The following is a 12,191-nucleotide window of genomic DNA, read 5'->3' as shown; positions in this document are numbered from 1 at the left end:
TTAATTTCCGACAAAATGTTTCTAAACGCCTGGGGTATGGCCAACGCCAGATTTCAACAGTGCTGCAATATGACGCGAAAGTCGCTCCGTGTTCAGGCGGGTTTCACCATTACGGATATCCTGCTGCAAACGGGCAACGGGTAAAAGCGTTAAGCCAAACAGCGAAATAAACAATAATTCCGGTTCGAGTTCGGGGTTTAAACGTCCTTCCTCTTGCCATTTGCGGATCCACATCTGCGCGGAATCCCGCTCTTGTGAGCCAAAACGGGCATCAATGCGTTGTTTTAACAGCCCGGTTTCGCTCAGCACTTCCCGAATCCACAGTGGTGCAAACCACCGATGCAGCATCGAAACATCAATAAATTTTTGCGTCAGGGCGGTGAGGGCGCAGACAGGGTCATCAGGGTACTCCCCGAACGCGCCGCCCATTGATTTACGCACTGGCATGTAACGCTCATCAATCAGCACATCCAGCAGTTGTTCGCGGGTTTTAAAATAGTAATGCAGCATTGCAGGCGTGACACCAGCTTCAGCAGCAATTGCGCTAAGTGGCGTCTGAGCAATCCCAAAAGTTGAAAACAGGTTTAATGCGGTATCGAGCAGGAGGTCGCGCTTATCGGCACTCTTGCGGGTTCCGGCAGGACGCCCAGGGCGACGTTTTTGGCCGCCAGCGGCGAGTTTTTCGGAATGTTCACTGCCATTTTCAGGTGACATTTTGTGCGAGCTCCATTGACCAGGTGAATCCATTGCACATATATTAATTATCCAGTTAATTAATTACAAGCAAACCGATATGATGACAGCCGCAGAAACGCCCCAGACAGAAACGCAGCAGCAGGCGACCTCGGTTCGTTTGCTGTTCTGTGCGCTGATGTTGGTCATGCTACTTGCCGCACTCGACCAGACGATCGTCTCCACCGCCTTGCCAACCATTGTCAGTGAGCTGGGCGGGCTGGAAAAACTCTCCTGGGTGGTCACCGCATATTTGCTTTCTTCCACCATCGTGGTGCCGCTGTACGGAAAATTTGGCGATTTACTGGGGCGGAAAATCGTTCTGCAAACGGCGATCGTGGTGTTTCTGCTTGGCTCGGTGTTATGCGGTGTGGCGCAAAATATGACCCAGTTGATACTGATGCGTGCCTTGCAAGGGTTGGGCGGCGGCGGCTTGATGGTGGTCACGATGGCAGCGGTGGGGGATGTTATCCCGCCTGCGGACCGCGGCAAATATCAGGGATTGTTTGGCGGTGTGTTTGGACTTGCCACCGTGATTGGGCCGCTGATCGGCGGTTTCCTGGTTGAGCATTTTTCATGGCGTTGGATTTTCTACATTAACTTACCGCTCGGTATTTATGCGTTGCTGGTCATTGGCGCGGTGTTAAAACCGCAAACGGCGCGCATTCGCCATCAAATCGATTTTCTCGGTGCGGGTTATCTCGCCGCGTCACTAACCTGCTTAATTCTGTTTACCAGCCAGGGCGGAACCGTGATGGCGTGGTCTGACCCTCAGCTGTGGTGCATTTTTGCCTTCTTTGTGGTGACACTCGGGGGCTTTATTTATGAAGAGCGTCGCGCCTTCGAGCCGATCATTCCCCTGGGTTTGTTTCGTGACCGTACGTTCTTATTGAGTTGCCTGATTGGCTTTATTATCGGTATGTCGCTGTTTGGTTCGATGACGTTTTTGCCGCTTTACTTGCAGGTAGTGAAATCATCTACGCCGACGCAAGCGGGGATTCAACTGTTGCCGCTGATGGGCGGACTGATGCTGACTTCGATTATCAGTGGCCGCATCATCAGCAAAATAGGGCGCTATCGTATTTTCCCGATAATCGGCACGTTGCTGACCTTTATCGCTATGTTGCTGCTCGGTACGCTTAAAATCGACTCACCTATTCACACTTTGTATTTGTACATCGCGCTGTTGGGCTTTGGCTTAGGAATGGTGATGCAAGTGTTGGTACTGGCGGTACAAAACAGCGTTGAGCAAAAAATGATTGGCGTTGCGACCTCCAGCACCACACTGTTCCGCCAGATCGGTGGCTCTATTGGTGTGGCGGCTTTCGGTGCAATCTTTACTAACGTGTTGCAAAACAAACTGATCGAACTGATCCCGCCTGGCACTCAGTTGCCTCGCCAACTGGGGGCAAAAGCGGTTCATGAGCTTCCCGTCGCGCTGCAAAATGATTATCTGCAAGCCTTTGGCTCGGCATTACATTCGGTGTATCTCATTTCCGCAGGGGTGGCGGTGTTCGCATTCCTGCTGTCGCTATTAATGAAAGACATACCGCTGCGTAAATAATCCAGCCAGGATTAATGAGTGAACCCTCGCCAATCAATCGTCACCCGTGGTTGAAAAACCGTTCTGGCTGAATTTTGAATTTCAGCTCAGGCGCGTGGGTTTTGGCGTGCGGCTGCTTATCATCCCGGCGGGAAAACGTAACCGAATCGTGCCTGGAGGCGATTTTATGGAAGGGTTTCGTCTTGATACGCTGCAACCGCAGCCGGATAAAATGTACAGCCTGAATTGGGATATGATTCTGGAATACCCACAGCCAGCGGCAAGAGATATGCAAACTTTATGGCTTACTCATTAATGCACGGTTGAGTGATGAAGTGGTGAAAGCAATATCACCACCTTATATTGTGTTTATGGCCTTATTGCTATTAATGAGTATTTTCTTCTCTCATCTTTAAAGTAAAGTGCTCTTCTATTTTGGTGATGATTTTTACGAAGTTCTCATTACCCATCGAACTTTTGTTGTAATTAATATAAAAATCAACAGGTGCAACATTGAAATCGCTCTGAAGTATTTTCAGCCCCATTGCATCAGCAAAGTTTTCAGCAAACCACTTAGGCACAAAACTGACACTGTCTGTTTTCGCTGAAACAGCGGAGTTTACAAATACTGAACTGCTGCTGAATGTGAAATTGCGCGACTGGAAATGCTCGTCAATATCTCGCTGTACTCTTTTTAACCCTACAGTGTTTACATTCAGAAAGGTTGCTGATTCATTTTTGATGCTTTCACGAGATAATAATGTCTCGATATTGGGATGATCCTTCCGACACACGGGCACCACATTTTCCTGCATGCAAAGCCTGGAAATGACGGAAGAACTATAATAAGGGTGAGTATCCAGCACGACATCCGCTTTACGATAGGCCAGTATATCTTCACCGTTATTGAGCAACGAGTCGGCAGAGAGGTGGACTAATTCACAAGGAATACCGCTTTTCTGAATATCTGCACAAAGATCGGGCAACATGCGTAATGCAAGATAGGGAGACGCATAAATCATCACTTTATGTGTCGTTGTATTCGCTGAGAAATTAATAATAGAGTCGAGCAGGTTGCCAAAATTCACGCTTATCTGAGAGTGGAGTTTAATTGCAACGGTTGTGGGTTCTATTTTTTGCCCTGTTCGTACAAATAATGGATCGGAAAAGTGCAGGCGTAATTTGTTCAATGATTGGCTTATTGCAGAGCCGCTTAAATTTAATGTTTCCGCCGCTTTCTTTACACTACAATGAATGAATACAGCTTCAAATATTAATAATAAATTAAAATCGAAAGAGTGGAAGCGTTCGAGGTTTGATAAATTCTTTTCATTAGTCATGATTTAAATATTCCCTGAGTGAAAAATAAGCGAAGTGAAACCATTCACGACTATTCGTTAAAATGATAAATAATGTAATTTATGAGTATAGTTTATTTTTACATGTCGTGCATATTGTTTTTTCAGAATGTCTTTTTTGGTATAAATAGAATTTAAATCACGACTGAGCCAGGTTTATTAAAACCTGACTCAGTCGGCGTATTTACACGCTTCTGGATTGCGCCGCTTTTTTCATTGGAATCAATGAAATTACGATAGCGCCTAAAACAAGGAACCCGGCAACCATATAGATGCCAGCATTGAAATTACCCGTCACATCTTTCATCCAGCCCATTAAAAGCGGCCCAAGTGCGGCTCCGGTCATACCGGTTGCGTTAATAACCGCAATCCCAAGCGCGCGAGCTTGCAGTGAAATGGACTGGTCTGGCGTAGTCCAGAAAATCACCATAGCGGCAAACGCACCCGCTGAGGCCATCACAATACCGGTAAACTGGAGCATCGGGTTGGTGCTTGAGGCGGTTAATATCCAGCCTGCGGCGGCAAACAGGTACGGTAACAGAGTATGAATTTTGCGCTCATTAAATCGATCAGAACGCTTACTCCACCAAATCATCCCGACAATAGTACAAATTTGCGGAATCGCGCTGAGCAAACCGATGGTGATGTTATTACTTTCCTGATTAAAACTGCGCAGAATAAGCGGCGTCCAGACACTCAATGCGCTTAAGGTATTCGTCAGGCAGAAATAAGCCAGCGTATAAAGCATGATTACCGGGGTAAATAATTCCCGCAGCATGCTTCGTTGTGGCGTTAAACCGACATTAGCGCTCTGCTGAGTCTTGATAATATTCAGCCGATCGGCTTCCAGCATTTCGTTCAAACAGGCTTTATCGTCATCGGTGAGCCATTTGGCTTTAGACGGTGAATCATCCAGCCAGAACCACACCACCAGGCCCAATATTACCGACGGGAACCCTTCCAGCAGGAACAACCATTGCCAGCCTTTCAGGTTGAGTAAACCATCCATATTCAGAATATAACCGGAAGCGAGCGAACCCAGCGCCATCGTGACCGGCATCGCAATCATAAACAGGGCATTGGCACGGGCACGATATTGAGCAGGGAACCAGAAGGTTAAATAAAGTAATAAACCCGGTAAGAACCCAGCTTCAGCAATCCCGACCAGCATTCGCAAGACATAAAGACTTCCGGGGCCGGTGGCAAACATGGTCGCGGTAGACGCAATCCCCCAGACCACCATCAACACGGCAATCCAGCGGCGCGCACCGACAATACTCAGCATGATGTTACTCGGCACGCCGCAGATAACATACATCACATAAAACAACGTGGTCGCCAGGCCAAACATCGTGCTGGTCAGGCCCAGGTCTTTGCCCATGGTCAAACCGGCAAAGCCAATATTAATACGGTCCAGATACGAAAAAACAAACAGCACAAACAAGAAGATGATCAACCGACGAAATAGCTTTTTAATCACCGCTTGTTGCCGGGGATCCAGCGGTATTTCGGTTGGCGATGTTGGGGCCAGTACTTCAGAGCGAGCCTGTTCCAGAGAAGGACTTTCGTTCATGTAGAGCTCCACATTGTGTTTATAAGTATTGTCAGCTCCGTGTTTTCAAGGATTGAGCGCTTCCCATCCCAGTCAACGCAAACACGTGCGCTAACGTATAGGAAAGAGAGGGATTGGATGTCAATGCGGTGTTTGATAAATGATACGAAAATGTTAACGACGTTGCATTTGTGAATCATAAAGTGTGCGGTAATCGCCCGTCACTCTGGTTTGTACTGCTGCTTTGCCCGGTGCGCTGTGTTCAGCTGGGGTTTAGCAGGTATAATCGCCAACTCTAAGACTTTCTCGGTAAGGAACTTCATGAGTAATCTAAATAAAACACCGGATGATCAACCTGCGGACACCGTTTTTCACCGTGAAGAGTTCCCGTTTTACTGGATAGTCAACGTCTACGCCCGCTATACCCAAATCATGGAAGTGACGCTGAAAAAGGTGCAGCTGGACGTTTCTGGGTTCCGGGTCTTGATGGTCACCCAGCAATACGGCAAGGCCAGCATTTCGCAAATCTCTGAACACGCCATGGTCAAAATGCCAACCGTAACCAAAATTGTGGGCCGTCTGCGCGAAGAGGGATTAGTGACCACCGCCAGCAGCGAACAAGACGCGCGGGTAACCGAAGTGATGCTGACCGCCGTTGGAAAAGAAAAAGTGGAAGAAGCTTATCGTCTGGCTGGCAAAGTTTTTGAGAAAGGGTTTAAGGGTATGAGCGCCTCTCAGGTCGAAAAAATGAACCTGTCGCTGGGAAAAGTTCTGGCTAACCTCAACGAGCTCTGATGTAAAAACCACAGAATGACAAAATTGTGACCGCCTTAAAAATTCAATTCAACCTGCTGTAAAATAAGATTTTTTATCCACTCGTCGTCCTGAATCCTCATGACGACTTTTTTGTCTGCCCGCCATTTTTCTCTTATTAATTCATCAACATAACCCAATAGCCATTGTATATTTACAGTTATATTAATGTTATTTACTTGTAAAAATAACGTGAAATATTACTTGAATTTTCATCTAAATATTCCATGATTGACTAATCTTCACTCAGAACAAAAAAGCGGCAATGACTGCTTGCGTAATATGATACACATTCTCTGATTAAGGTGTTAATGATGAAGTCTATTTGTGAGAGCAATGGTTACGTTGAGCAGTTTGTCCTCGGTGAGGGGGAACTCCGCTTTGCAGTAAAAGATACGCTGGATATTGCCGGTTACCGCACTCGAGCCGGGTGTCCGGCGCTCGCGGCAGCCCCGATTGCCAGGCATCATGCCAGCGTCGTTGAGACATTACTCGACAAGCGCTGCGTACTGACCGGTAAAACCACGCTGCACGAATTGGCATTCGGTGTCACGGGCATTAACGCCTGGAGTGGAACGCCGGTGAATCCGCACTTCCCACAGCTTATCCCTGGCGGCTCATCAAGCGGTTCCGCCGCCGTGGTCGCCTCGGGTGAAGTCGATTTTTCGCTGGGCACCGATACGGGCGGCTCGGTCCGTATGCCCGCAGCCTGCTGCGGGGTTCTCGGATTTAAACCCGGTTATGGCGTTCTCAGCCGCAAAGGGGTTTTGCCAGAACACAGCTCGCTGGATTGCGTTGGCATTTTTGCCCGCGACGCGGAGGTTTTGCGCCAGGTTGCCCATCATCTTTCCATTCCCGAAAGCCTGCCGTTAACCGCGTTGCCTGAAGTGGCGTTTGTTGCGGCGGCAATACCAGAAATTGATGCGCTAATCCTGAAGCACCTTGAGCAGCGGGGCCTTCGCCCACGCCATTCCACACTTTCGATGCTTGCTGATGCGCACCGCGCTGGGCTTACGATTATCAGCCACGAAAACTGGCAGGCGTTTCACCCATTGCTGAGCAGTGACGAGGTTTCGCCAGATGTGGCAAGCCGAATTCGGGCGGGCAAAGATGTGGAGCCTGCTGCACTTGCTGACGCCGAACGCGTACGCAGCGAGTTCACCGCTCAGGTTGATGCGCTACTTGAGCAGTCCCCATTACTGGCGCTGGCGACGTTGCCAGAACTCCCGCCAACGCTTGAAGAAGCAGACGATCCTCTCAGCGTTGTGAACCTGACGCGCCTGGTCCGGCCTTTCAATCTCAGCGGGCACCCGGCGTTGACGCTGCCAATAGGTGAGATTCGTGGCCGTCCGGTTGCGTTGCAACTGGTTGCGGCCAAAGGGGGCGAAGGCTTGTTAATTCAGGCCGCGCAGTGGTTTGAACAGCAGCGACGACGCCACTAAACACAGCCTTTTCGTTCGTTTTTACCTTTAACTAACGACTCAATGAGCGTGGCTCATTGCGGCTTCGTGCACCCTTTTGCCAGTGAAAACATTATTCGGGAGTGAGCCATGTCTGTCATCAACGTTCGTGAAGAGCTTGTTCCGCTACTGAGCGAAGTCACCACTCGTAGCGCCGATTTTGAGCATCAACGCCATATTTCTGAAGACATTATTGCCCGCTTTAAACAGGTCGGCGTGTATCGCGCGCTGGTCCCGAAAATTTACGGCGGGGATGAATGTTCTCCGGCGCAGTTTTGCGAACTCATTGAGCAGATTGCCACGGCAGACGGCTCGGCGGGGTGGGTGGCAAGTTTTGGCATGAGCCCGTTCTACCTCGGCGCGTTGCCTCCGGACACATTGAAAGAGCTGTACCGCAACGGGCCTGATGTGGTGTTTGCCGGCGGTATTTACCCGACGCACAAAGCGATGCTGGCCGATGGAGGCTATCGCGTCAGCGGGCGCTGGAGTTTTGCCAGCGGCAGCATGGGGGCATCGGTCTTTGGCGTGGGTATTCAGCCTGATGAGGAAAAATCTCTGCCGCGGATGGCGGTGCTGCCACGGGAATACGTGCAGATCGATCCCGTGTGGAACACCGTTGGGCTGGCCGGAACCGGCAGTCACGATCTGCTGGTCAACGATGCGTATGTTCCGCAGGAGTGGACCTTTATTCGCGGTGGTGCGCTGAATCTGGAAGGCGCGCTGTATCGCTATCCGGTGCTTTCCCTCGCGACTCAAGTGTTGTCAGTGGTTGCGCTGGGTGTGGCACGGGCGGCGCTCAATGAAATCTATCAAATCGCGCATCGCCAGCAGTCGGTTACAGGGGCACCTAAGCTCGCCGAAAGGCCACAGGCGCAGATGCAAATTGCCCGCTGTGAAGCCGATCTGCGCTCTGCTCGCGCCTGGTTCTACGAGGCGATTGACGAGGTCTGGCAGAGCTTGTTGGCGGGCGATGCGGCAAATCAGGAACAAATTAACGCCTTACGGCTCTCTTCCACGCACGTGACTCGCGTGGCGGCAGAAGTGGCGCGCCAGGCGCTGGCGCTCAATGGCATGGGAGGCGTCACGATGACCAGCCCATTACAGCGTTATGTCCGCGACACCATGGTGATTACCCAACACGCCTTTATGGGCGACCTCTCTTATCTCAACGCCGGTACGGTCTTTTTTGGTGGCAAACCGTTACCGGGTTACCTGTGATTTTTCTTAAAAGGAGCAACAGATGAGCCAGACAAACAAATTACGTGTGCTGTTTTGCATCGGTATTAATCAGAACTTTTTCGATGCAAGCCCAGTTGAAGCCAAGCAAGTGTGGGGCGCTTTTGGCGTGATGATGAAAGGGGTTGAAGAAACGCCTGGGATTCGGGTTATCGGCAATATGGATGACGACCAACTGATGGTCGGCTCGTCGACCACCGCGCCATGGACTACTTACATCCTGGCCGATGCAGACGCTCTGGAAAACGTCGCGGCCGTTTGCAACTTGTTCCGCACCACACCGGTGGGTGATAGCGGCAGCAAATTGTGGAAGTACTGCAAAATCGAAGCGCGTGTTGGGCGCGAACTGATTATTCAGGGCTAATTTTTTCAGAGCTTTTTTTCAGGGGAATGGAGCCAATGATGAACTCACAGGACGCGCTGCGTTTGCAGCAACTCGAAGACCAGCAGGCAGCACGCGTTTGCATCAGCAACTACATGTGGCTGTGCGACAGGCTCGATAGTGCCGAGACGGTTCAGGCCATAGGCGACCTGTTTACCGCGGATGCGTGCTGGGAGGGCGTGGGCGAACCTTATGCCGCGCGACTGGGGAGACATCTGGGACGTGAGGCGATTGTGGCCATGATGGCAGGCTATGTGCGAACCCCTGCGCATTTTGCCATGAACGCCCATTTTCTTTGCTCTGAAGCCCTTAGCCAGCAGGTCGATGGCCCACTCTTTGGCCGTTGGCTGATGCTGCAAACCTCCGAGTTTACTGCCGGAGGGGCGCATCTCAACGCCGCGGAAATTAACGTGGAATTTCGCCGCGAAGCAAGCGGTATGCGTATCCACCATTTTACCACCCGCAACCTGTTCAGCCGGCCAGTAAACCATTGGCATGCAGCGGATGAGCTCCCGGTGCCGGATAAAAAATAGACAGCCGATAACGTGCAGGAGATTGGACATGCAATGTGACAACATCATTAAGATAAAAAACATTAATACCGATGCGCCGACGGTGCCTGACCGCGCTGAAGTTGCAGCCCTGGTTCAGCACGATCGGGTGCACACCTCGTTGTATAACTCCGACGCGCTATTCCAGCTCGAACTGGATCGTATTTTCACTAAAACCTGGGTTTGGGTGGCGCACGCCAGCGAAATTCCTGAAACCGGGAGCTTTAAAACCACAGAAATAGGCACCCAGCCGGTCATTGTGGTGCGCGATCGTAAAGGTACGGTTCATACATTACTCAACCGTTGCCGTCATCGCGCCGCCACCGTTTGCGAACATCGCAGCGGTAAAACCAACAGCTTCGTTTGCCCGTACCACGGTTGGGGATATGCGCTGGACGGCAGCTTACGCGGCGTGCCGCATCCAGAAAGCTATGCCGACCAACTGGAAAAGGGTGAGTTAGGGCTGGTGTCGCTGCGTACAGAACAGTATGCCGGAATGATTTTTGCCACCTTCAATGACCAGATTGAACCACTGGAAGATTTCCTTGGCCCAGCTAAAAAATGGATGGATTTGTTTATGAAACAGGGCGCGGGATTCCCGATTAAAACCGGGCCTGCACACCGTTTCCGCTTCCCTGGCAACTGGAAAATCCAGCTGGAAAACACCACAGATGGCTATCACTTCCCGGTGGTGCATCGCTCGTTCCTGAGCTCTGTCGATAAGCAGACTGAAGAGATGCTCAATTTCGTCGATGGCAGCGGCTATGTCGAAGATTTGGGTAATGGTCACAGCGTGATGGTGATGATCCCAGAGCTTGTGGATCTTGATGCCAATCTTGATGCACCGATCCCCGAGCGTTTTACCGAGTTAGCCGAAGCCCTGCGTCAGGATCACGACGAACAGCAGGTTCGCCGCATTGTGCGTGCAGTCGGAGGCTCCGGTTTCAACCTCAATATCTTCCCGAACATCGCCTGTTCGATGGCCTTCTTCCGTGTCCTTCAGCCGATTTCTGTTGATGAAACCGAAATTCATCACGCCGTCATCATGATGGACGGCGGCCCGGAAATTGCCAACCAGGCAAGATTGCGTCTGCATGAACACTTCCAGGGGCCGATGGGCTTTGGCACGCCGGACGACTCCGAAGCCTGGGAGCGTGTGCAGCGGGGTGCAACATCGGGCAATGAACTGTGGATTATGCTCAATCGCGGACTGGCGGGGGAACACCGCACCGATGATGGTTTACGCAGCGATGTCAGTGCCGAAACCGGCATGCGTGCGGCTTACCAGATGTGGAAAAAACTGATGACGGAGGCGGAATAAATGACAACGCCAGAATCTGTACTGTTTAAAGCTATCTCTCTGATTAACCTCGAAGGGGATTTGCTCGACCAGGGTGAATTTAATGCCTGGCTGGAATTATGGCAGCGCGATGGACTGTATGTGGTGCCGATTGACCCTCAGGAGACAGATTTTAAAAACACCCTGAATTACGCCTGTGACGATCATGAAATGCGTGCCCGTCGCGTGAAACGCCTGTATAGCGGCGAGTCGATTTCGACCACGCCACGCGCCAGAACGCTGCGTACGCTCTCGCGTTTTCGTCTGCTGGAATCTCAGGATTCTTTGATTGTGGTGCGCGGGGCGCAATCACTGTGGGAACACCGCAAAGGCCACAGCCGCCACTATGCCGCAGACATCACCTGGCACCTGCAACGGCAGGGTGACTCCTGGCTTATCAAACAAAAAGTGATCCGCCTGATCAACAGCGATGATGTCCTGCACAGCATCGGTTACATCCTCTGAGGAGCCAGTTATGACACAAACCGTATTAGTCACAGGGGCTGCGGCAGGACTGGGAAATGTCATCGCCGCCAGCCTGCTGGAGCAAGGTTTCCAGGTAGTGCTGTCGGATGTGAGCCACGAACGTGCGCAGCAAGCGGCAGAACGACTGGATAACGGCCAGGGCAATGTGCTGGCGGTGGGGCTCGATATTCGCCAGCCGCAGGATTTTGAACACGCGCTGGCAGCAACGATTGAGCGCTTTGGCAGCCTGGAAGTGTTGGTCAATAACGCCGCGTTGACGCTGGCCACACCGGTTATGGACATCACCGTCGAGGAGTTTGATCGGGTGATTTCCACCAATTTGCGCGGCACGTTTGTCGGTTGCCAGACGCTGGGGCGCTATTTCGCCAAACGGGGCTACGGTCGCATCATCAACCTCGCCTCGTTAGCCGGGCAGAATGGCGGGACGGCTTCAGGTGCGCACTACGCGGCATCGAAAGGCGGCATTTTGACCCTGACAAAAATCTTTGCCCGTGAGTTGAGTCAATCCGGCGTTACCGTCAACGCGATTGCCCCAGGCCCGATGGATCTGCCTTCGGTTCACGCGCTGGTACCGGAAGAAAAAATGGCGGGGTTATTGAAGATGATCCCCGTTGGCAAGCTAGGCGAGGCTGAGTTTGTCGCCCAGGCCGTAGCATTGTTGGCATCAGAGCAGGCATCGTTTGTCACCGGGGCAACCTGGGACATCAACGGTGGTCTGTTTATGCGTTAAGGGGGCAAC

Annotated in this window: 13 protein-coding genes; 10 read left to right on the top strand and 3 right to left on the bottom strand. The window is 51.3% G+C overall.

Features of this window, described 5'->3' with window-relative positions; translation table 11 throughout:
* Positions 1 to 21: 21 nt before the first annotated feature.
* Entirely contained in the window at positions 22 to 714 is a 693-nt protein-coding gene (locus BSPA111_RS05285) for a TetR/AcrR family transcriptional regulator (protein ID WP_183270109.1), read from the bottom strand.
* A gap of 82 nt (positions 715 to 796) precedes the next feature.
* Here BSPA111_RS05285 and BSPA111_RS05280 point away from each other — a divergent pair, with 82 nt between their 5' ends.
* Positions 797 to 2,296 (top strand): MDR family MFS transporter, encoded by a 1,500-nt coding sequence (locus BSPA111_RS05280; protein ID WP_373925626.1) that lies wholly within the window; start codon positions 797 to 799, stop codon positions 2,294 to 2,296.
* 106 nt (positions 2,297 to 2,402) lie between these two features.
* Positions 2,403 to 2,591 (top strand): hypothetical protein, encoded by a 189-nt coding sequence (locus BSPA111_RS05275; RefSeq protein WP_183270107.1) that lies wholly within the window; start codon positions 2,403 to 2,405, stop codon positions 2,589 to 2,591.
* Between the two features lie 70 nt (positions 2,592 to 2,661).
* Here BSPA111_RS05275 and BSPA111_RS05270 read toward each other — a convergent pair whose 3' ends face one another.
* Both BSPA111_RS05270 and hpaX read right to left on the bottom strand, forming a co-directional pair.
* Positions 2,662 to 3,615, bottom strand: a complete 954-nt coding sequence (locus BSPA111_RS05270; RefSeq protein WP_183270106.1) for a LysR family transcriptional regulator — start codon at positions 3,613 to 3,615, stop codon at positions 2,662 to 2,664.
* 202 nt (positions 3,616 to 3,817) lie between these two features.
* On the bottom strand, positions 3,818 to 5,206 hold the full coding sequence (gene hpaX, locus BSPA111_RS05265; RefSeq protein WP_183270105.1) for a 4-hydroxyphenylacetate permease: 1,389 nt from the start codon (positions 5,204 to 5,206) through the stop codon (positions 3,818 to 3,820).
* Between the two features lie 300 nt (positions 5,207 to 5,506).
* Between hpaX and BSPA111_RS05260 the strand changes: the two genes are divergently transcribed.
* From BSPA111_RS05260 to BSPA111_RS05225, 8 genes are all read left to right on the top strand, one after another.
* Positions 5,507 to 5,980 (top strand): MarR family winged helix-turn-helix transcriptional regulator, encoded by a 474-nt coding sequence (locus tag BSPA111_RS05260; protein ID WP_183270104.1) that lies wholly within the window; start codon positions 5,507 to 5,509, stop codon positions 5,978 to 5,980.
* A gap of 332 nt (positions 5,981 to 6,312) precedes the next feature.
* The gene (locus BSPA111_RS05255; RefSeq protein ID WP_183270299.1) at positions 6,313 to 7,440 is read left to right on the top strand and encodes an amidase; all 1,128 of its coding nucleotides are present in this window, start codon (positions 6,313 to 6,315) and stop codon (positions 7,438 to 7,440) included.
* 108 nt (positions 7,441 to 7,548) lie between these two features.
* Positions 7,549 to 8,676, top strand: coding sequence for an acyl-CoA dehydrogenase family protein (locus tag BSPA111_RS05250; protein WP_183270103.1), 1,128 nt, complete (start codon positions 7,549 to 7,551; stop codon positions 8,674 to 8,676).
* Positions 8,677 to 8,698: 22 nt separating this feature from the next.
* Positions 8,699 to 9,058, top strand: a complete 360-nt coding sequence (locus BSPA111_RS05245) for an IacB protein (protein WP_183270102.1) — start codon at positions 8,699 to 8,701, stop codon at positions 9,056 to 9,058.
* A 35-nt stretch (positions 9,059 to 9,093) separates the two neighbouring features.
* A complete protein-coding gene (locus BSPA111_RS05240; RefSeq protein WP_255459231.1) occupies positions 9,094 to 9,609 on the top strand; it encodes a nuclear transport factor 2 family protein in 516 nt (171 codons plus the stop codon).
* Between the two features lie 28 nt (positions 9,610 to 9,637).
* Entirely contained in the window at positions 9,638 to 10,948 is a 1,311-nt protein-coding gene (locus tag BSPA111_RS05235) for a Rieske 2Fe-2S domain-containing protein (RefSeq protein WP_221200555.1), read from the top strand.
* Entirely contained in the window at positions 10,949 to 11,431 is a 483-nt protein-coding gene (locus BSPA111_RS05230; RefSeq protein ID WP_183270101.1) for an aromatic-ring-hydroxylating dioxygenase subunit beta, read from the top strand. It abuts the gene before it with no gap.
* A 10-nt stretch (positions 11,432 to 11,441) separates the two neighbouring features.
* A complete protein-coding gene (locus tag BSPA111_RS05225) occupies positions 11,442 to 12,182 on the top strand; it encodes an SDR family NAD(P)-dependent oxidoreductase (RefSeq protein WP_183270100.1) in 741 nt (246 codons plus the stop codon).
* Positions 12,183 to 12,191: the final 9 nt, after the last annotated feature.

Source organism: Buttiauxella sp. A111, assembly GCF_014189855.1.
GTDB lineage: Bacteria > Pseudomonadota > Gammaproteobacteria > Enterobacterales > Enterobacteriaceae > Buttiauxella > Buttiauxella selenatireducens.
Note: the sequence above shows the minus strand (reverse complement) of the source record. Positions and strands in the feature narration are given on the sequence as shown.

Excerpts from the sequence above, each read along its gene's own strand:
- BSPA111_RS05285 (WP_183270109.1), bottom strand. The coding sequence starts at position 714 with ATGTCACCTGAAAATGGCAGTGAACATTCCGAAAAACTCGCCGCTGGC.
- BSPA111_RS05280 (WP_373925626.1), top strand. The coding sequence starts at position 797 with ATGACAGCCGCAGAAACGCCCCAGACAGAAACGCAGCAGCAGGCGACC.
- BSPA111_RS05270 (WP_183270106.1), bottom strand. The coding sequence starts at position 3,615 with ATGACTAATGAAAAGAATTTATCAAACCTCGAACGCTTCCACTCTTTC.
- hpaX (WP_183270105.1), bottom strand. The coding sequence starts at position 5,206 with ATGAACGAAAGTCCTTCTCTGGAACAGGCTCGCTCTGAAGTACTGGCC.
- BSPA111_RS05260 (WP_183270104.1), top strand. The coding sequence starts at position 5,507 with ATGAGTAATCTAAATAAAACACCGGATGATCAACCTGCGGACACCGTT.
- BSPA111_RS05255 (WP_183270299.1), top strand. The coding sequence starts at position 6,313 with ATGAAGTCTATTTGTGAGAGCAATGGTTACGTTGAGCAGTTTGTCCTC.
- BSPA111_RS05250 (WP_183270103.1), top strand. The coding sequence starts at position 7,549 with ATGTCTGTCATCAACGTTCGTGAAGAGCTTGTTCCGCTACTGAGCGAA.
- BSPA111_RS05245 (WP_183270102.1), top strand. The coding sequence starts at position 8,699 with ATGAGCCAGACAAACAAATTACGTGTGCTGTTTTGCATCGGTATTAAT.
- BSPA111_RS05240 (WP_255459231.1), top strand. The coding sequence starts at position 9,094 with ATGATGAACTCACAGGACGCGCTGCGTTTGCAGCAACTCGAAGACCAG.
- BSPA111_RS05235 (WP_221200555.1), top strand. The coding sequence starts at position 9,638 with ATGCAATGTGACAACATCATTAAGATAAAAAACATTAATACCGATGCG.
- BSPA111_RS05230 (WP_183270101.1), top strand. The coding sequence starts at position 10,949 with ATGACAACGCCAGAATCTGTACTGTTTAAAGCTATCTCTCTGATTAAC.
- BSPA111_RS05225 (WP_183270100.1), top strand. The coding sequence starts at position 11,442 with ATGACACAAACCGTATTAGTCACAGGGGCTGCGGCAGGACTGGGAAAT.